The sequence below is a fragment of the Ruania alba genome (assembly GCF_900105765.1).
GTDB lineage: Bacteria > Actinomycetota > Actinomycetes > Actinomycetales > Beutenbergiaceae > Ruania > Ruania alba.
In genome coordinates this window covers 2468710-2487796 of record NZ_FNTX01000002.1, presented here as the reverse complement: position 1 = coordinate 2487796, position 19087 = coordinate 2468710, and the positions used below count along the sequence as shown (strand labels likewise).

Sequence of the window (19087 nt, the reverse complement as noted above, 5' to 3'; positions counted from 1 at the left end):
CACCACTGCGCCCGGCCGTCAGCGCATTCCGACCTGTCCGACCACGCGCACGCGTACCGGTACGCCATCCACCTCGTCCCCGATAAGGGTGCGCACGGCCTGGGCGATCTGCTCGGAGGCGACGTTCACTCGGACGGCGTACCCTCCGCCGTCGTCGATGTGCAGTCCGATACTCGTGTCATGGCCGGCGAGCCGCACGGCTACCTGGGCCTTCGCGACGCTCGCTTCCTTGCGCGTGGTCCTCATGGCGTCGTGGCGCAGCCGTTCGCGAGCTGCACACCGAGGGCGTCCAGCACCAGTTCGATCGGGTTGACATAGGTCAGGCCGGTACCGCCCGGTCCCCCGGTCTCCGACCCGGCGAACAGCAGCCCGAGGGCAACGCCGTCCTCGGTGTAGATCAGTGAACCGGAGTCGCCACCGGCGGAGAACGCACCATCGGTTCCCTCGATCTCGATCTGGTCGTCGAACCGAAGCCGTCCCATCTCCGGTCCGTAGTCGACGACCACCTCGTCGAGTTCGATCGCGCTGACCCGGCCTGCCGTGACCGCCGTGGTCCGCCCGATCTTGCCGACCCGCTCACCACCGACGGCGGAGGTGGCCGATTCCACCGGACCCACCGGGTAGGTGGAGTCCACGGTGGTCTCGTCGAGCCGGGCGAGAGCGGCATCCACGGTGGCGACCTGACCCGGCGCGAGCGGCACAGTCATGTCCAGCGTGCCGACGCGGTCAGCCTGCTCACCGCCATCCGCGGGGCCTGGCTGCAGCACCGCATCACCCGACTCGGCGCGGGGTGAGCCAGCCAGCACGTGCCAGTTCGAGAGGGCGAACAGCGATCCGTCCACATCGGTCACGAATGCACCGAGCGTGCCGGCACTGACGTCCTCGTGCGCGATGGAGAGCCCGGGGCGCAGCGGGCGGATACGGCGCTGCAGGTCGGGTGGTGTGGGTGCTGGTGTGCTCAGCGCATGGATCCATCCGGTGTGCCGGATGTCCAGGTCGGCGGCGGCTTCCGCACGGAGTGAGTCCAGGGCACGGCGGCACGGTTCCTCGTCCAGGTACCGCACGGCGATGGCGTAGTCCGGACCCTCCGCGGTCTCCCCGCGCACGGTCAGTCCGAGCGCGAGCCCGCCAGGCCGGGCACCGGCGATCCGCGGTTCGGTCGCAGCGAGCGCCTCGGCAGCGATCCCGAGCAGGTGTGCTTTCCGATCTCGTGCGTGCTGGAGGTGCATTCCTCGAGTCTGCGCTTCCTCGCGGGGGCGCGCATCTGCTCAGTCGGTGGCTTGGTACACCAGGTGCAAGAGGGCACGGGCGTAGGCGTCCTCGACGCCGGCGGCGGTGAAGTCGTGCGTCTGCCCGTCCGGACCGGCAGTGCGCACCAGATACCCGGACTCGGTCCGCTCCATCCGCTGAAACGTGCTGCCGAGCAGGTCACGGAGCTGATCCTCACGCGGCAGCCAGAGGGCGTCGTCCTGGTCCAGGTTGTCCAAGGCCCACTCGGTGGTGCCGTTGAAGTTCAGCACCGTACCGGTGTCGTACGTCCGCGGCTCGATCACCATGTGGGAGAGGATGAAGACCTCCTCCGTCAAGGCCTGGGCCTCGATGCGGAACTGATCGCCGGGCGCGGGCTGCCAACGCAGACCAGCCTCGCGCAGGGACTGTGCAAGAGCGTCGCTGATCATCGCTCCAGTATGAACCCCGCACCGAACCGTTCCGCACCGCTGCCGAGTGGACACCACGTCCCGTCGATCCGACGGGACGTGGTGTTCGATCACATGCAAGCAGCAGCGGCATCCAGGAAGGCTGCGTCGATCGCCTCGAAGTCGAGGTGACCGATGCCGTGGTTGCTCTGCCCGTGCGCCATGGTGGCGCGCATGTTGATGGGCGTGCTCACACTGACGCCGCCCGCTTCGGCGAGGATCTCGATCCCCGCCGGACACAACCCCGTGAACTCGAAGGCGAGTTCGCCGAAAGTCACGAAGGCGGACGAGTCCGCCATGTTCGCGGCCGCGTTCGGCGTGAGGTTGTTGACGTAACAGAAATGTGCACTGGCAGAAGAAGCGCCCAGTGCGAGCGCCGCTGCGGTCGCTACGACCACAGCCAGGGTACGACGTGCCTTCATCGGCAGTCCTTTCTCGGGTGACCCCTCGGCGCGATCGTACTCCCGGAAACCCGGCCGCGGAATAGCCCGTCAGCTGTCCGACTCACCACCGACCAGATCGGCCACCGCGTCCGGGCCACCGTCGAGCAGCCGCTCGAACCCGGCCTCGTCCAGGATCGACAGTCCGAGATCACGCGCCTTGGTCTCCTTGGACCCGGCACCTGGGCCGACCACCACGAAGTCGGTCTTCTTCGAGACCGACCCGGCTGCCTTCCCGCCCGCGGCAATGATGGCGTCCTTGGCCCCGTCGCGGGTGAAATGCTCCATCGACCCGGTCACCACCACCGTGAGACCGGTGAGCACGCCGTCCTGCTGCGCCGCACCCGGACCGGGGTGGTCCGGGGTGGCGAACCGGACGCCGGCAGCCCGCCACTGGTCGAGGATCTGCTGGTGCCAGTCGACGGCGAGCCACTCGGTGACGGCGGCAGCGATGGTGGGCCCGACGCCCTCGACCTGCGCGAGTTCCTCCTCGCTCGCCGCCTCGATCGCCTGCAGGGATCCGAACCAGTCCGCGAGCGCTCGTGCGGCCACCGGTCCGACGTGCCGGATGTTCAGGCTGACGAGCTGGCGCCAGAGCTCCTTGGTCTTCGCTGCCTCCAGCTCGTCGATCAGCGTCTCGGCCTGGGCGGATGGTTCCACCACGGGGTGGTCCTTGCGGTATCCGGCCTTGCGCCGCTCCTGGGCGGTCATCCCCTCCGCCTCGGGCGGGTAGTCGAGGCGTATCTTCTGGAACGGCTTGCGTGCGACCGGTTCACCGTCGTCGTCGGTGCGAGGCTCGCCGGTCTCGGCGTCGCGCACCACCACCTCGATGGGGACGAGCTCGTCGAGGGTGAGATCGAACAGTCGAGCCTCGGTAATCAGGGGCGGCACCGCCGGCACCCGTGGTTGGGTGAGTGCGGCGGCGGTGACCTCCCCCAGTGCCTCGATGTCGAGCGCCCCGCGGGAGCCGATGTGCTCGACCCGACCGCGCACCTGCGCGGGGCAGGACTGTGCGTTCGGGCAGCGCAGGTCGATGTCGCCCTCCTTCATCGCCCGCAACGTGGTGCCGCACTCGGGACAGTGGCTCGGCATCACGAACTCGGTCTCGGTGCCGTCACGCAGCTCGACAACCGGGCCGAGGATCTCCGGGATCACATCGCCGGCCTTCCGCAGCACCACCGTGTCCCCGATGAGCACACCCTTGGCGCGCACCACGTCCTGGTTGTGCAGAGTCGCCTGCCGCACCACGCTGCCGGCCACGAGCACCGGTTCCATCACCCCGTAGGGGGTGGCCCGGCCGGTACGTCCCACGCCCACCGCGACGTCGAGCAGTCTCGTGTGCACCTCCTCCGGCGGGTACTTGTACGCGATCGCCCACCGTGGGGCGCGACTGGTGGCGCCGAGCTCGTCGTGCAGGGTCAGCTCGTCCACCTTGACCACGACACCGTCGATCTCGTGCTCCACATCGTGGCGATGCTCACCATGATGCGCGACGAACGCCGCCACCTCCTCGATGCTCGTGCAGACCTTCGAGTGCGGACTCACCGGCAGGCCCCACCCGGCGAGCAGGTCGTAGATCTCACTCTGTGCAGCGACCGGCGGGCGTGGCCAGGCACCGATGCCGTGGACATACAACTGCAAGGTCGCGACCCGCGCGTCACCGGCCTCACGCTCGAGACCGGACTTCTTGTCGAGCTGTTGACGCAGCCCTCCACTGGCGGCGTTGCGCGGGTTGGCGAAGGCGGGGAACCGCCGGGCCGCGGATGCTGCTTCGCGCTGTTCGTCGAACGGGCCCCGCGTGGCTTCCGGCCTGGATTCCCACCGCTCCCGTGCTGCCGCGACAGCGCGCTCCTGCAGCTGCGCCTGCAGCTCGTTCAACTCGGCGAACCCGCGCGTGGGGATGAACACCTCACCGCGCACCTCGACGAGAGTCGGGTGATCAGTGCCGCTGAGGTGCTCGGGGATCCCGGCCACGCGCAGGGCGTTCACGGTGACGTCCTCACCCGTGCGGCCGTCACCACGAGTGGCTGCACTGGTGAGTCGGCCGAGCTCATAACGCAACGAGATCGCGAGCCCGTCGATCTTCAGTTCGCACAGCCAGGCCGGCGTCCGGCCGGCCGCGGCCGAGGTCTTCGCGGCCCACTCGGTGAGTTCGTCGATGGAGAAGACGTTGTCCAGGCTGAGCATCCGCTCGGCATGCTCGACCGGGTCGAACAGCGCAGACCGGGAGCCGCCCACCTCCTGGGTCGGCGAGTCCGGGCGCCGTATTGACTCAAAGTACTCTTCTTCTGCCTCGAGAAGATCCATTGTTCGGTCGAACTCGTAGTCCGAGAGAATGCTCGTGTCATCCTGATAATAGGTAGCCTGAGCCTCTCGCAGTTGACCCCGCAGGCTCTCCACGCGAGAAACGACAGACTCGGTGGTCTGACGATTCGCCACTCGCTCTATAAAATCGCTGAGCCGATCCCGTAGTTCAGCGGAACTTCCATCCAAACCTTTCTGCGAAGCGCGCACAGCCTGCTCCAACGCTTCGAGCAGAGTTTCGTTCAACGGGACAGGCGGGAGCCCCTCGAACCGACTCGACAACTCACGTAGCGTTTGCGCTATCAACGGCTTCGATTGTTCGAACGTTTCCACGAATCTCGAGAATATATCCGAGCCTATTTGAGTCCTCAATGCCCCGGATTGGGAGACGGCACGGAGCACCCGATCAGACATTTCACGCCAATGTGCATCTAGTTTGCCAGATCCCAGATTCTGATGAACTATCACATACTGTTTGCCAAGAGAACTTGCCATTCTCGCAAGTTCGTCTAGCTTGTCTATGTGGACAGCATCCGATGCGTGCTCCTGATTGGGCGCAGCCTCAGAAGCGGACTGCCCTTCCTCCTTCGACAGCGACTCTCTCGCGACATGCTCGGCGGACTCCCAGTCTCTCCTGCTGCTCATGGAACCATTGTGCGCCGTCATGTAGGTGATCGTGTGGTGAGATTGAACATGAGCGCACCTCCGCCGTCGGGACCTGATCCGTACCGACAGGTTCACGACGACACGCAGGCCACTGCCGCACGGCCCCGCCCCGAGCTGGCCAACCCGAACGTCGGCGGGGTGGTGCTGCTGCTCGTCCTGGCGTCCATCGGCTACCTCGTCTGGCACGTGATCGAGTGGACCGGGCCGTTCGTCAGCTCGATGGAAGCGTGCGCCGAGGCCGGGGAGACCATCACCTGCCTGACGGGCGAGGAGCCGCGCAAGTGGTTCTATCTCCCGATCGCCGCGGTGATCAGCGCCTGGTCGCTCGCCGCCGGTGCGCGCGTGGAGGGCAAGCAGGGTCGCAGTCGCGGCTTCCTGCTCGCCCTGGCCGGGTTCACGGTGCTTGGTGTGAGCGCCTGGGTGAGTGCCTCATGAACACTGGTGGGGACCCGAGCGGTGCCTACGAGAGCCCGACCGATCCCTTCGGTGGCCGGTACCGCGACACCGGCTCGGCCTCGTACTCCTTCGGTGGTGGTGGCACGCCCCAGGTCTCCGGCACGCTTGTCGCGATCGGCCACCTGCTGGGGTGGCTGGCCAGCGTGGTCCCCCTGCTCCTCCTGGCGCTGATCAGTGCCACCTACCCAGCGGTCGAGTACGGCTGGACGCAGCCCGACGATGCGCCCTCCTTCGCGATCAGCGCTCTCGTGACGGCGGCGATGTTCGTCGTGGCTCTCGTCACCGGTGGGATCGGCCGTTCCCGTGTGCGCGCACTCAAGCCCGCTGTCGGCGTCGTCTGGTTCGTCGTGGCTGCAGCAGTCTTGGTGGGCGGGGCCGCGTGGTTGGTCGGTGCGCACGGCATCCCGCTGTAAAGGGTTTCCGCCAGGTGTGATGTGATGGAGGGGTGATGAGCCGGAACCCTCCCGAGAGTTCCCGGCCCCCGTCGCCCGAACGAGTCGGCCTCCTGTTCACCATCGTGCTCGCCGGCCTGGCGATGATCGGTCCGTTCACGATCGACACGATCTTCCCGGCGTTCGAGCAGATGGGCGGCCAGTTCCGGGCAGACACGGCTGCGATGCAGCAGGTGACGAGCCTGTACCTGCTCTCCTTCGCCGTGATGAGCATCTTCCACGGACCGATCTCGGATGCGATGGGGCGCAAACCGGTGATGATCGCTGGTCTGATCGGGTTCACCATGGCGAGCATCATGTGTGCCCTGGCACCATCACTTCCCGTATTGCTGGCGGGCCGGTTGCTGCAAGGCGGATTCGCCGGTGCGGCCACCATCGTCAGTCGTGTGGTGATCCGTGACCTGTTCTCCGGATCGGCCGCACAACGGCTGATGTCGAACGTGATGATGATCTTCTCGGTGGCGCCTGCGATCGCTCCCGTCGTGGGTGGTTGGCTGCTCAGCATCGGGCCGTGGCAGAGCATCTTCTGGTCCATCGCCGGGTACGGGGTGGTCATGGCCGTGCTGGTGGGCGTGGTGCTGCCCGAGACACTCCCGACGGCGGAGCGTCGCCCCCTCAATCCGCCCTCCGTGGTGCGCGCGGTGGTCCGGGTAGCCACACGCGGTGCGGTGGTCCGGCTTGCGCTGCTCACCGCCTGCACGTTCGGCGCCCAGTTCACGTATATCGCCGCAGCTCCGATCATCGTGGTAGACCTGCTGGGCTTGGGTGAGCGAGACTTCTGGGTCCTGTTCGTGCCGTTGATCGGCGGGATCATGGTGGGCGCGTTTATCTCCGGGCGTACCGCGGACCGGGTGCCGCGGCGCCGGCTCATCGACATCGCCATGACGTTCGCGCTCGTGACGGTCGTTGTGAACGTGCTCATCGTGGCGTGGCAGCCGTCGCTGCCATGGGCGATGATCGCTCCCCCGATCGCAGCGACGGCCGTGGGCACGATGTTCCCGGTGCTGAACCTGGAGATCCTGGACCAGGCGCCGGACGACCGCGGTGCCGCGGCATCGCTGGGCGCGTTCGGCACGCTGTTCGGCAACGCCATCCTCGCGGGAATCATCATCCCGGTGGTCGCTGATTCCCTGCTCCACCTGGCGCTGACGAGCTTGGCGTACGCGCTGCTGGCGATGGCGCTGTGGCGCTGGCACCGATCGAGGCCGGGGACCATGGCAGCCAACGAGGCGTAGCGATGGAGCAGGGACGGTGCTTCCGGTGATGTACGGGGATAGACGCACCGTGCACCTGCGTGCCGCTGACGTGGTCCCGGAGCCGGTGACACTCGCCCTCCTTCGTCCTGCCGTCGGTGGCTCCGGACCTGCCTCCGACGAGACGGCACGGCGACTGCTCGCCACCTCCACGGTCTGGGTTCTCGAAAGGGACGCACCGGTCGCTGTGGTGGCAGGTGGACCCAGCGAGGAAGGATGGACCATCCGTGCGATCGCCGTCGCCCAGGACTGCCGACGCCAAGGCTTGGGTAGGGACCTGATCGATCGCCTGTCGCACCTGGTGGGCGGTCCGTGGTTGCTCGCCGAGACCGATTCGGACGGCGTGGGGTTCTATCGGCGGTGCGGTATCGAGGTGGTCAGCCTGGGTGAGAAGTACCCAGGTGTTGAGCGATTCTCCTGCCGGCGACGCGTCTGACTCCGCACCATCCGGTATCGGCTGAGCCTTCAACCGGCCAGGCACGTCGATCTCGCCCACTATTGAAGATGTGACAGTCACCCTCCGACGTCCACCGTCGATGGCGTCGGCATGACTTGTCCACAGGACTAGTGATCGGCGGGTCATTTGTCAGTGGTTGCTGGAAGACTAGAGGCATGAGTTCGGCAGCCACGTATTCCGCATTCTTGGACCCAGCCGAGAACAAGGCACGTCCTGCGCGACGCGGTCCTCATGAGCCGCGGGTCAACGGATCCCCCATCCGATTTTCCTTCTCCCCGGAAATGCTGAGTACTCACAGCGAGAGTTTTCCACAGGTGCCGATGCTGTCCGGCGCATTGTCGGTGCCTTCTGGGAGAATAAAGCCATGACCTCGACAGCTACCGGTACCGCATTCTCGGCCCCGGCCGGGAATGCGGTGCTGGCTGCCCTCCGGGAGAACGTCACCACGGCTCGGGCGGTCGATGTCGAGCGTGCCGAGCTGGTGGTGGCGTGGGTGGGTGAGCGGGCGATCGACCCGGCCACCATGGACACCACGGCTGGTGGACCGGTGTTCGACCCGGACGAACACGCGGGCCTACCGGTTCCGGACGAGCACGCCGGACTACCGGAGACGCTGGAGCGGGCCGGGTTGCCGGGCGAACATGAGGGGTTGCCGGGAACTGCGCAGCCGATGCGCCTGGCTGGGGATGGTGCCCCATTGGTCTCGGACCTGGAGTTCACTCGGTTGGCGACGGCGTTGGGGCAGTCGAACGAGGCCGCCCTGGCCTATGTGGGCGCCATCGTGGAACTGGCCTACCGGTTACCCCAGTTGTGGTCCCGGGTACGGGCCGGGCAGGTCAGCATCCACCGGGCCCGGACAGTGACCCAGATGAGCAAGAGACTCCCGTTCGCCGGTGCCGCCTGGGTAGACGCCCAGGTGGCGTGGACGATCGGAACCTGCACGGTCGCGCAGATTGAGCGGACCGTGACCGCCGCGATGGTGTCTTTTGATCCTGAGCAGGCTGCCAGGGACGAGGAAGCCGCCCGGGAGGGGCGCCATTTCGATATCCGTCTCGATGAGGCAGGCACCACCGCGGCACCGGGACTGGGATTGGGTGTGGGGTCGGTGGTGCGGGTCGAGGGCGGCCTCGACCTCGCTGACGCGCTGGACCTCGAGGCTGCGGTGACCGACCAAGCACGTGCGCTGGCAGGGTTCCTGCCCGGCACCAGTGAGAATGTGCGCCGCTCCATCGCCATCGGCGACCTCGCCCGCGGACACACCACACTCCCCATCCCCGACAGCGGTGAGGGCGGCAGTGAAAGAGTTGCCAGCAGTGGCGCAGGAGCGACCACCACGACCGGGACCAGCATCGTGGGGGCGACTGGTGTAACTGGTGGGATGGGTCGGACCGTGATGCTCTACCTCCACCTGCCCGCCGATGCCCTCAATGACGAGACCATTGCCGGTGCGGACGATATCGGGAGCGTGTTCGGATCCGGGATCGTGGGCCGGTGCGAAAACACCAAATCACCGGTCTCGAAGGAACAGATTCGCCACTGGTGCGCCACCGCCGGCCGAATACTGGTGCGCCCCGTGATCGACCTGGCCGGACATACCGATGCCACCACGTATGAGGCCAGCCCGACACTGCGTGAACAGATCATTCTTCGTGACGGACGGTGCCGGTTCCCCTATTGCCACCGCTCCGCTCGTTCCGCCGATCAGGATCATAGTGTTCCCTTCGACCGCGGCGGCCGAACCAGTTCGGCGAATATGGCCGCCTTGTGCCGCCGTCACCACCGGGCGAAAACCCATACCGGGTGGTCGTATTCGATGATCACCCCGGGCGTGTATTACTGGGCCGCACCCGATGGTGTGCAGTACCTGGTCACGCCCGCCGGCACGTATCCCATCCCCACCGCCGGCACCAGCGTGGGGGCGCGAAACGGGCGGAGCAGCCCTCGTGGCGGCAGTCCGCCCGAAAGCAGACACGACCAGCCACGCAGCGAAACGGTCACGGATCCACCGCGCCCAAACCCGCCCGGCCACACCGACCCACCACCAGACTGACCACCCCGCCCCGAACCCCGCCGACACCACCCGTCGACGGGGACCTCGGCATGTCTCGAGCAGCCAATCCGGTCAGAGCCCATCAAGCCGAGCAGGTCACGCGCGGCTCAGCGCAGCCCCTCGCCCCGCCTTGACGATGTTGCCCTGCCCCAGCACCCGGCTGCCCTGATAGACCACGATCGACTGCCCCGGCGCAATCCCCCGCAGCGGCGATGCCAGCTCCGTGAACAGCCGGCCGTCCTGGAGCAGCACGCGAGCGGGCACCGGGTCTCCGTGCGCACGCACCTGCACACTCACCTCGGTCCACTCCCCGGCCGGCACGTCCTCGGCCAGCCAGGTGACCTCACCGGCGCTGATCTCAGTCACCGAGAGCAGCTCGCTCGGCCCCACCACCACGCGGTTCGCTGCCGGATCCACCTCGAGCACGTACCGCGGCTTCCCGTCGGCCGCCGGCCGGTTCAGCCCCAGCCCCCGGCGCTGCCCCACCGTGTAGGCGTACGCCCCGTCGTGCTCGCCGACCACGTCGCCGTCGGCGTCCACCACCTCACCGGGCGCGGCCCCGAGTCGCTCCCGCAGAAATCCCTGCGTGTCACCGTCGGCCACGAAGCAGATGTCGTAGGAGTCCGGCTTCACCGACACACTCAAACCCCGCTCAGCTGCCTCCGCACGAACCTCGTCCTTGCTCGCCGCATCACCCAGCGGAAACATCGAACGTGCCAGCCGGTCGGCCCCCATCACGGCGAGCACATACGACTGGTCCTTTGCGGCATCCTCAGCGCGGTGCAGTTCCCGCCGCGCGCCGCCCTCAGCGTCCGGCACGTCCACGATCCGCGCGTAGTGCCCCGTTGCCACGGCATCGAAACCGAGTGCCAACCCGCGGTCCAGCAGCGCATCGAACTTGATGTGCTGATTGCAGCGCACGCACGGGTTCGGCGTGCGCCCCGCCGCGTACTCGGACAGGAAGTCCGCCACCACCGTGTCCTCGAACTCCTCGGAGAGATCCCACACGTAGTACGGGATCCCCAGCACGTCCGCCGCACGGCGCGCGTCCGAGGCATCCTCGATCGAGCAACACCCACGCGAGCCGTTCCGGTGCTGGGCACGGGACCGGCTCAGCGCCATGTGCACGCCCACCACGTCATGTCCGGCATCGACGGCCCGCGCCGCCGCCACCGCCGAGTCCACTCCACCGGAGAGTGCTGCCAGTACCCGCATCAGGCACCCACCTTCCTGTCAATCGCACCCGTGTGCGCACGCCGTGGCCGGAATGCCGCACGTGCCTGCTGCACCGCCGTCGGCAACGCCGCCAACAGCGCGTCCACGTCGTTCTCCCCCGAGGTCCAGCCCAGGGTGAGGCGCAGACCGGAGCGGGCTGCGCCGTCGTCATCTCCCATCGCGGCCAGCACGTGCGAGGGCTGCTGCACCCCCGCCGTGCACGCCGAACCGGACGAAGCACACACGCCGGCGGCGTCAAGGGCGAACAACAGTGCGTCCGCATCTGCTCCCGGCACACTGAAGTGCGTGTTACCGGGAAGCCGGCCCACGCCCGCCGGCGCCCCACGCAGGTGCACGTCCGGCACCCGGGCGAGCACGCCGTCGATGATCCGCTCCTGCAGATCACGAAGGCGCACGGCCTCGGCCTCCCGAGCTGTGACGGCCTCGTGCAGAGCCACCGCGAATGCCCGGATGCCCGGCACCGGTACCGTCCCGGATCGCACTGACCGTTCCTGCCCACCGCCGTGCAGCACCGGGGTCAGACCCAGCTCCCGGCGAGCCAGCAAGGCACCGATCCCGATCGGGGCGCCGAGCTTGTGACCGGAGATCGACACGGCGTCCAGACCGGAGGCAGCGAAGTCCACCGGGACCTGCGCAGGTGCCTGTACGGCGTCGCTGTGCACCGCCACCCCGGCACGCGCGGCGATCTCCACCACCCGATCGACCGGCTGGATCGTGCCGACCTCGTTGTTTGCCCACATCACCGAGACCATCGCGGACCGCTCGTCCACGGCCGCCTCCAGCTCGCTCAAGTCGATCCGGCCGGCCGCGTCCACGCCCACCTCGACCAGTTGTGCTGACTCGTGCGCCGCCAACCATTGGGCCGGTTCCAGCACGGCGGGATGCTCGACGGCGGAAATCACCAGACCACGCCGCTCACCGGTGGCCCGGGCCCGCCAGATCCCCTGCACAGCGAGGTTGTCCGCCTCGGTTCCGCCCGCGGTGAAGACCACCTCGGTCGGGTGCGCACCAAGGTCCGCGGCAATCGACTCCCGGGCTTCCTCCACCAACCGACGCGCCGTCCGGCCGGACGCGTGCAGCGACGACGGGTTCCCGACCTGCTCGAGCGCCTCCGCGAAGGCAGCAGCAGCGGCCGGACGCACCGCAGTGGTCGCCGCATGATCGAGATAGGTGGTCACAACTCCCCAGTCTACGAGCCGAGATCCCAGGGCCGGGGCGAGTAGCCTCCAGGCCAGCAGGGCGAGAGCGAGAGGACGGGCGCGTGGCACGCGAGGACGAGATCGGCGAGGACTACCCGCACGCGCCCGCGCCAGATGCAGGCGCCCCGGCATCGACTCCCTACTCTGGTGGGCCGTACGGCAGCGAACCGACTCCCGGCACCGCCGATCATCCGTCACCCAACCCGTACCAGGCGCACAGCCCACAGCCGCCACCCCCACCGAACACCCCACCCCGGTGGGAACCGAATCAGGCACCGGCGCCGAACCCGTATCTCAGCTACACCCCGGCGAAGCCGCCCCGGAAGAAACGACCGCTCCTTCGGATTGTCATCATCGGCGTCGCCGTCGCTGCCATGGCCGTCTTCAACGCCCTCACCGACGACGACTCCGGTAGCACCGCCGACCCAGCACCCACCCCCGAGCCCACCCCCGACCTCGAGAACGCGTGGATCATCACCCCGCCCGAGGCAACCGGCAGTGATGACGCGGCCGAGTTCCTCATCGGTGCCGATGGCGCGTTCACCGGGCCCCCGTTCATCGCGACCGAGGAGGCCTGGGTGGTGCTCGCCGGACCGGCCGACGCCCGCAGCGCCAGCACCGTCGTGGGTGTGGACCCGCAGTCCGGAGCCACCCTGTGGCAGCACGACCTCGCCGCCGGCCTGTGCGGGATCGAGGCCGTGGACGGGCAGGTCGGGTGCCTGTACCGCGCCGACGGCGGATGGTCCGGCATGGTCATCGACGTCGCCACCGGTGAGATCGCCCAGGACTGGCAGACGACGGCGATCGGTTCCGCGCGCATGGTGCGGTTCACCGAGGCGGGACTGCTCGTGGTGGGTGAGCTGGAGGGAGAGGCACCGCACGCGATGGTCACCCTGATCGAGCCCGACGGCGCCCTCGGCTGGCAGGTCGACCTGGCCGACGTCGAGAACTCCGAGCTGCTCTTCGACACCTTCCTGCAGGAGGAGATGCAGGGCGAGGAGAGCCCCGACCCGCAGATGGAGCGGGCTCGATGGCGTGAGCTCGAGGGTCCGCACGTGCTGCTCTGGTCCACTCCCGGCGCCGCCGTGATCGACACCGCCACCGGGGACGTCGTGGCGCACGCGTGCCGCCGCGCTACGGCGAGCGTGGACCACTACTACTGCGCCACCGACGACGGGATCGTGCGGCACGAGCTGGACGGGTCGCCGGCGTGGACGCTGCCGCACCTGGACCTGGCGATCCCGCCGGACACCTCCCCCGCGAGGCCGGTGGCCCTGGACTCCCAGGGTCAGGTGATGGCCGTCGACTGGGAGACACCCCAGGCCGAGGGCACCGTGATCACCCTGCGCCCCCAGAGCGGCGGGTTCACGAACATGCAGCTGCCCCCGACGGCCGGCGGATCGCCGCAGCACTACACCGTGCGCGGCGAAGAAACCCTGATCGGGCTGGAACCAGACGCCGATGCGCTGCGCTGGCAGCTCGACCTCACCGAGCGCGGCTACATCTCGGACGTGTTCGCCGTCGGCGACATCCTGGTCACGGACTCCTTTCCGCTGCTGGGCATCGATCCGGCGACCGGTGAGGTGCTGTGGGAGCGCAGGAACTTCTCCGGGCTGTACTTGCAGGTCATCGAGGACGACACGCTCGCTTCCCTGGGTTTCGACGAGCTGGTCCGGTTCGAGCTCCCCCGCTGACCCCGCTCAACGCACGCCGGTCAACGCTCGCCGGCGAGTCTGTCGATCTCCGCCTGGAACTCGGACCGCAGCGCGCTCCGCTCGGTGTCGTCCAGCCACGTAGCATCCACCGCAGCCAGGGCGAGTGCACCGACCTCCGCGATACCGAGCCCGAGCACCTCGGCAGCAAACGTATACACCTCTCCCGGGTTTGCCCCGTGCATCGCCGGGTCGTCGCTGTGCAGGCTCACCGGCAGCCCGAGCTCCAGCATCGTGCGGATGCTCTCGATCCGCGCCGGACGCAGCACCGGGTTCGATCCCGGCAGGCAGCAGGTGAACGGCACACCGGCGTCGCGGCACCGCTGCACCACCGCTTCGTCGGCGAGGATGTTGTAGCCGTGGTCGAGCCGGTCACAGCCGAGCAGGTCCAGGCAGGTGGTCGCGTTCCGCGGCGGCCCACCGTCCAGGCCGGCGTAGTCCTCACACGCATGCGCGGTGCGGCGCAGCCCGGCACGTCCCGCGATCGCGAACGCCTCGGCGAACAGCTCGGGTGGGCCCGCCGGCTCGGAGGCGTCCAGACCGATCCCGATCACCTCGTCCCGCCGGTGCGCCACCACCTGCTCCACCATCTGCACACCGATCTGCGGCGACTGCATGCGGTTGATCGACGGCACCAGCCGGCACCGCACCCCCAGGTCGGTCTCGGCGGCGGCGATCCCGTCCAGCAGGCCGGTGAGCATGTCCGGATAGCTCGCGTGGTGGTGGTCGGTCGGGTTGAAGAACAGCTCGCGGTAGCGCACGTTCCCGTGCTCGGCCCCGTCCTGCAGGACGGCGTAGACCGCCTCGGCGAAGTCCGCCGGCCGGCGCAGGGCGGTCGCCACCGTCATGTAGCGGTCGATGAACTGGTGGAAGTTGTCGAACCGGTACAGGGTGGCTGGCCCGTCGGCCGGCAGCGGCACGTCGTTGCGGGCGGCGATCCGCCACGCCACCTCGGCCGGGATCGCGCCCACGAAGTGGCAGTGCACCTCCGCCTTGGGGACACGCTCGCAGAACTCGGCCAGAGTGGGCATCGGGACTCCTCGTCTCGGTCGGATCGACCTGCCCACTCAAGCGATCGCAAGGTCCTGCGTCAAACCACCGAGTGGCCGGCTTTGACCTGCCGGTGACCATCGCTGGATACTCCGATGGTCCTATCGCCTCGCCTGGAGCCGCACATGAGCACCGACACCCCCACCGCTCGGCCACGCGCCCTGGAGCGGTGGTTCCGGATCCAGCAGCGAGGGTCGTCCCTGCGGATCGAGCTGATCGCCGGGTTCACCACCTTCGCCACGATGGCGTACGTCCTCGCGGTGGTCCCCGGGATCCTCGCCGAGGGTGGTGTGCCTCGCGGGCCGGTCACTGTCGCCATCATCGTGATGGCTGCACTGTCCACCCTGGCGATGGGGATCGTCACCAACCGGCCGCTGGCGCTCGCCCCGGGCCTCGGGTCGGTGGCCTTCATCGCCTTCACCCTCGGCGCCGTGGAGGGGATCCCGTGGCAGACCAGCATGGGGATGGTCTTCATCAGCGGCCTCGTGTTCGTGCTGCTCACCGTACTGAAGCTGCGCGAAGCGATCTCGTCCATGATGCCCAAGGCGATCAAGCTCGCCATCGGCGCCGGCGTCGGACTGTTCATCTGCTTCATCGGGTTCCGCAGCGGTGGACTCTCCCAGGCGAGCGAGTCCTCGAATGCGCTCGTGGTCGGAGACCTCGGGTCGCCGGAAGCGATCCTGACCCTGATCGGCTTGGCGCTGGTGCTCGGCCTGCACCTGCGCAAGGTGCCCGGTGGCCTCCTCATCGCGATCGTGGCCACCACGATCATCGGTATCCCGATGGGTGTCACCACCGTGCCGGACACCCTGTGGCAGGCCCCCACCGGCCTGGGAGAGGTGGCCTTCGGGATCGACATCCTCGGAGCGTTGAAGCTGAGCTTCTTCCCGTTCATCTTCGCGCTGTTCGTCTCCGACTTCTTCTCCACCTTCGGCACCCTGTTCGCCGTCGGCAGCCGCGGCAACTTCCTGGACTCGGACGGCAACTTCCCGGAGATCAACAAGCCGTTCCTGGTGGACAGCATCAGCACCGTGGCCGGGTCGCTCGTCGCAGTGCCGGTGATGACGACCTACGTCGAGTCCACCTCCGGGGTGGAGGCCGGCGGCCGCACCGGCCTGACGTCGATCACCACCGGTGCCCTCTTCCTCGCCACGTTGCTGTTCACCCCACTCGCCCTGATGATCCCGAGCCAGGCCACCGCGCCGGTGCTCATCCTCGTCGGGCTGCTCATGCTTGCTCCGCTGCGGGAGATCGACATGACGGACCTGTCCGAGGCGCTCCCGGCGTTCCTGGCCGTGGTGGTGACGATCTTCACGTTCAACATCGGCACCGGCATCTCCGCGGGCATCGTCGCCTATGTGGTGGTGAAGGTTCTCTCCGGCGAGGCGCGGTCGGTTCCGGGCGGGCTGTGGATCCTGCTGGTGCCGCTGGTGTACTACTTCACCACCCTCGCCTGACTGGTGCGAGACTCGGAGGATCATGAACCGCCCGGGCCGCCGACCGCGACGACGCCCTTCGCCGTATCCGCCTCACCACCAGTGGCGGCCACCGCGCCCGTCCGGCGGGGGGCGCTCGCACAACTGCCTGGTGCAGGCCGTTGTGATCGTCGGAGCGATCATCGTGTTGACGATCGCGCTCGCCCTCTTCGCGGCCCTGACCATGGGCGCGTTCAGCGGCTAACCGATCCGGACCACCCCGGCGGCGCCGTCGATCGTGATCAGATCGCCGGTGCTGATCTCGATGGTGGCGTCCCGCACGCAGATCACCGCCGGGATGCCGTACTCGCGCGCCACCGTGGGCCCGTGCGCCATCGGTGACCCGGTCTCGGTGACCAGACCGGCCGCCGTCATGAACAGCGGCGTCCACCCGGGGTCGGTGGTGGGTGCCACGAGGATCTCCCCCGGTTCGATGCGTGCCCCACGCGGATCGCGGATCACCCGGGCCCGTCCGGTCGCCGTCCCCGGGGCCGCGCCCATCCCGGTGAGACCATCGGTCGACTCCGGCCGCGGCAGCACCGCCTCCACGTCCGTCCCGTCCGAGAGCAGCAGGCCGGGCACCTGCCGACGGCGCAGCTCACGGTGATAGGTCAGCGTGCGCTCGCGCACCTGGTCCCGGTGGTCGACGCCCTGCCCGACGGCGGAGCGCACCTCGGCCAGGTCGAGGAACATCACGTCCGCGTCCGAGTCCAGCAGGCCGCGGTCGGCGAGGGTCGCCCCGACCGCGAGCAGCTGTCGGCGTACCTGTCGCAAGGCGAACAGCCAGAGGAACTTCGGCAGCTCACGTAGCCCGATCAACGCCCTGGCCCGGCGTAGCAGCAGGCCGGCGATCGCGGCACGCACCGGCCCGGTCCGGCGGGCCCGCCACATCAGGGCACCGAGGGCCGCATTCGCCTCAGCGCCAGCACGACGGAACCGCACCTCCGGTGCCTGGTTCGTGTCGGTCAGTTGCAGGTACCCGGCCAGCACGTCGAACAGTGGCGCGGGATCCTCCTCCCAGCGCGGCACTCCGACGTCGATCTCCGCCGCGGTGCGATGACCGTAGGCCGCGAGGAACTCGTCCAGGCCGATGTCCGGCAGCGTTCCCTCCTGGTAGCGCCTGGCCAGCTCCTCACTCGGGGTCCCGGTCAGCAGATCCCGGTGCTCGCGCGCCTCGTCGGCCAGCTGCCACAGGGCAAGGTCCATCTGCGTGGTGACGTTGTGCGGGGCGCCACGCATCACGGCCGCCACGTCGGACTCGTCGGCGATCGGTTCGAGCAGACCGGCAGCGACCTGCTGGCAGATCATCGCCGCCCACAGCGGGCTCAGGGACTCCATCATCGGGCCGGCGAGCATCCGCACATGTACGTCCTCGGCGACGTCCAGTCGGTCCTCCGGCGTGTGCAGGCCCTCGGGTTCCGCGCACGCCTCGCGGACCTCGTCGATCGCTGCCAGCGTGCGACGTGCGCTCTGTTCCGGCGAACGAATGCCATTAATGAGTCCACCCACGATGGTCGGCAGCATCCGTGCAGTGATCCGCAGCACCGTCCCTACCGCTACCGGCCGGCCGCGCCGCGGCGCGAACTGCGACTGCTCGCACACCCACTCCATCCCGCGGACGGTCCGTGGTCCGTACATGGCCATCATGGCCGGTAGCCGCGAGCGCATCGATGCGCTGCGCACGAAGGCGGTCAGGTCGATATACATGCGGCCGCCGATGTAGGTGACCATGGTGCTGCCCGTCCCTGGCTTGGCGCCGAACGCCTCGAACCACCGGCTCGTCACGTCCTGCAGCACGGACTGTCCCATCGGCGTCAACGGGCGGAGCATGCCCTGCATGTGCCCGGCCTCCATGTACACGTGCGGTCCGTCGTCGGCCGGGTCGGGCACCGGGAACAGGCTGGTGATGGCGCGGGACTGCAGCAACCACAAGGTGCCGTCGGTGTCGAACGCCCACTCGATGTCCTGCGGGGATCCGAACCGGCGTTGCACCCGTTCCCCGGCTGCCCGCAGCCGTGACAGCTGGTCGGCGTCGAGGCAACCGCCGGGATCGGCAGGCTGATCGTGGCCCAGCACGTAATGGTCGGTCTCGACGTTCCCGTCGACCACGGCGGTACCGAGTCCGGGAGCGGCATCGACGACCATCTCCGACCTGCTCCCGGTGATCGGGTTCGCGGTGAACAGCACCCCGGCGGCCTGCGGGGCGACCATCCGCTGCACCACCACCGCCATCTGTGCGTCGGCGATTCCCTGGGTGCGGCGATAGGCCACCGCGCGGTCCGTGTGCAACGACGCCCAGCAGGTCTCGATCGCCGCCAGCAGCGCCGGTCCGCCCCGCACGCCCAGCACGGTGTCCTGCTGGCCGGCGAAGCTCGCCCAGGGCAGGTCCTCTGCGGTGGCGCTGGAACGGACCGCGACCGGGACGTCGTCACCGAGCGCAGCGTAGGCCGCCGCCACCTCCTCGGCCGGGAGGCGACCCTCCGCGGCGGTGGTGAGGCAGAAGCCGTCCGGAACCCGCTCGCCCGCACGGATCAGGGCGCCCAGACCCGCTGCCTTGCCGCCGACCAGGTCGATCCGGTCCGGATCGAGGTCGGCCAGTCCGATCACGGTCATCGTGCATCCTCCTCGCGCCCGTCACGG

At 68.6% G+C, this 19087-nt stretch carries 16 protein-coding genes; 7 read left to right on the top strand and 9 right to left on the bottom strand.

What is annotated here, in order from left to right:
- Positions 1-18: 18 nt before the first annotated feature.
- From BLU77_RS21390 to ligA, 5 genes are all read right to left on the bottom strand, one after another.
- Positions 19-246, bottom strand: a complete 228-nt coding sequence (locus tag BLU77_RS21390) for a hypothetical protein (RefSeq protein WP_089775536.1) — start codon at positions 244-246, stop codon at positions 19-21.
- Entirely contained in the window at positions 243-1229 is a 987-nt protein-coding gene (locus tag BLU77_RS21385; protein WP_089775534.1) for a chymotrypsin family serine protease, read from the bottom strand. The genes BLU77_RS21390 and BLU77_RS21385 overlap by 4 nt, the downstream gene beginning before the upstream one ends.
- A 39-nt stretch (positions 1230-1268) precedes the next feature.
- On the bottom strand, positions 1269-1679 hold the full coding sequence (locus BLU77_RS21380; RefSeq protein ID WP_089775532.1) for a hypothetical protein: 411 nt from the start codon (positions 1677-1679) through the stop codon (positions 1269-1271).
- Between the two features lie 89 nt (positions 1680-1768).
- The gene (locus BLU77_RS21375; RefSeq protein ID WP_175477279.1) at positions 1769-2095 is read right to left on the bottom strand and encodes a hypothetical protein; all 327 of its coding nucleotides are present in this window, start codon (positions 2093-2095) and stop codon (positions 1769-1771) included.
- Between the two features lie 93 nt (positions 2096-2188).
- Complete coding sequence (gene ligA, locus BLU77_RS21370) at positions 2189-4576, bottom strand: NAD-dependent DNA ligase LigA (RefSeq protein WP_425441231.1); 2388 nt, start codon at positions 4574-4576, stop codon at positions 2189-2191.
- A 558-nt stretch (positions 4577-5134) separates the two neighbouring features.
- Here ligA and BLU77_RS21365 point away from each other — a divergent pair.
- From BLU77_RS21365 to BLU77_RS21345, 5 genes are all read left to right on the top strand, one after another.
- Positions 5135-5542, top strand: a complete 408-nt coding sequence (locus BLU77_RS21365) for a hypothetical protein (protein WP_089775527.1) — start codon at positions 5135-5137, stop codon at positions 5540-5542.
- A complete protein-coding gene (locus tag BLU77_RS21360; RefSeq protein ID WP_089775525.1) occupies positions 5539-5976 on the top strand; it encodes a hypothetical protein in 438 nt (145 codons plus the stop codon). Before BLU77_RS21365 ends, BLU77_RS21360 begins: the two co-directional genes overlap by 4 nt.
- A 35-nt stretch (positions 5977-6011) precedes the next feature.
- Complete coding sequence (locus BLU77_RS21355; protein WP_089775523.1) at positions 6012-7250, top strand: multidrug effflux MFS transporter; 1239 nt, start codon at positions 6012-6014, stop codon at positions 7248-7250.
- 28 nt (positions 7251-7278) lie between these two features.
- Entirely contained in the window at positions 7279-7704 is a 426-nt protein-coding gene (locus BLU77_RS21350) for a GNAT family N-acetyltransferase (RefSeq protein WP_089775522.1), read from the top strand.
- Positions 7705-8089: 385 nt separating this feature from the next.
- On the top strand, positions 8090-9775 hold the full coding sequence (locus BLU77_RS21345) for an HNH endonuclease (RefSeq protein ID WP_089775520.1): 1686 nt from the start codon (positions 8090-8092) through the stop codon (positions 9773-9775).
- A gap of 96 nt (positions 9776-9871) precedes the next feature.
- Here BLU77_RS21345 and mnmA read toward each other — a convergent pair whose 3' ends face one another.
- Both mnmA and BLU77_RS21335 read right to left on the bottom strand, forming a co-directional pair.
- A complete protein-coding gene (gene mnmA / locus BLU77_RS21340) occupies positions 9872-10990 on the bottom strand; it encodes a tRNA 2-thiouridine(34) synthase MnmA (protein ID WP_089775518.1) in 1119 nt (372 codons plus the stop codon).
- Positions 10990-12189, bottom strand: a complete 1200-nt coding sequence (locus BLU77_RS21335; RefSeq protein WP_217632533.1) for a cysteine desulfurase family protein — start codon at positions 12187-12189, stop codon at positions 10990-10992. The genes mnmA and BLU77_RS21335 overlap by 1 nt, the downstream gene beginning before the upstream one ends.
- A gap of 83 nt (positions 12190-12272) precedes the next feature.
- Here BLU77_RS21335 and BLU77_RS21330 point away from each other — a divergent pair, with 83 nt between their 5' ends.
- A complete protein-coding gene (locus BLU77_RS21330; RefSeq protein WP_139177881.1) occupies positions 12273-13904 on the top strand; it encodes a PQQ-binding-like beta-propeller repeat protein in 1632 nt (543 codons plus the stop codon).
- Between the two features lie 20 nt (positions 13905-13924).
- Here the strand turns inward: BLU77_RS21330 and BLU77_RS21325 are convergent, their stop codons facing one another.
- The gene (locus BLU77_RS21325) at positions 13925-14953 is read right to left on the bottom strand and encodes an adenosine deaminase family protein (RefSeq protein WP_089775512.1); all 1029 of its coding nucleotides are present in this window, start codon (positions 14951-14953) and stop codon (positions 13925-13927) included.
- Positions 14954-15097: 144 nt separating this feature from the next.
- Between BLU77_RS21325 and BLU77_RS21320 the strand changes: the two genes are divergently transcribed.
- Positions 15098-16429 (top strand): NCS2 family permease, encoded by a 1332-nt coding sequence (locus tag BLU77_RS21320; protein WP_089775510.1) that lies wholly within the window; start codon positions 15098-15100, stop codon positions 16427-16429.
- Between the two features lie 219 nt (positions 16430-16648).
- Here BLU77_RS21320 and BLU77_RS21315 read toward each other — a convergent pair whose 3' ends face one another.
- Positions 16649-19060 carry a PEP/pyruvate-binding domain-containing protein gene (locus BLU77_RS21315; RefSeq protein ID WP_089775508.1) on the bottom strand — a complete coding sequence of 804 codons (2412 nt, stop codon included), beginning with the start codon at positions 19058-19060 and terminating at the stop codon, positions 16649-16651.
- Between the last annotated feature and the right edge of the window lie 27 nt (positions 19061-19087).

Bases quoted from the DNA above. Each gene is read 5' to 3' on its own strand.
- BLU77_RS21350 (WP_089775522.1), top strand. From the start codon at position 7,279: ATGTACGGGGATAGACGCACCGTGCACCTGCGTGCCGCTGACGTGGTC.
- BLU77_RS21380 (WP_089775532.1), bottom strand. From the start codon at position 1,679: ATGATCAGCGACGCTCTTGCACAGTCCCTGCGCGAGGCTGGTCTGCGT.
- BLU77_RS21365 (WP_089775527.1), top strand. From the start codon at position 5,135: ATGAGCGCACCTCCGCCGTCGGGACCTGATCCGTACCGACAGGTTCAC.
- BLU77_RS21315 (WP_089775508.1), bottom strand. From the start codon at position 19,060: ATGACCGTGATCGGACTGGCCGACCTCGATCCGGACCGGATCGACCTG.
- BLU77_RS21385 (WP_089775534.1), bottom strand. From the start codon at position 1,229: ATGCACCTCCAGCACGCACGAGATCGGAAAGCACACCTGCTCGGGATC.
- mnmA (WP_089775518.1), bottom strand. From the start codon at position 10,990: ATGCGGGTACTGGCAGCACTCTCCGGTGGAGTGGACTCGGCGGTGGCG.
- BLU77_RS21320 (WP_089775510.1), top strand. From the start codon at position 15,098: ATGAGCACCGACACCCCCACCGCTCGGCCACGCGCCCTGGAGCGGTGG.
- BLU77_RS21390 (WP_089775536.1), bottom strand. From the start codon at position 246: ATGAGGACCACGCGCAAGGAAGCGAGCGTCGCGAAGGCCCAGGTAGCC.
- BLU77_RS21355 (WP_089775523.1), top strand. From the start codon at position 6,012: ATGAGCCGGAACCCTCCCGAGAGTTCCCGGCCCCCGTCGCCCGAACGA.
- BLU77_RS21325 (WP_089775512.1), bottom strand. From the start codon at position 14,953: ATGCCCACTCTGGCCGAGTTCTGCGAGCGTGTCCCCAAGGCGGAGGTG.
- BLU77_RS21360 (WP_089775525.1), top strand. From the start codon at position 5,539: ATGAACACTGGTGGGGACCCGAGCGGTGCCTACGAGAGCCCGACCGAT.
- BLU77_RS21345 (WP_089775520.1), top strand. From the start codon at position 8,090: ATGACCTCGACAGCTACCGGTACCGCATTCTCGGCCCCGGCCGGGAAT.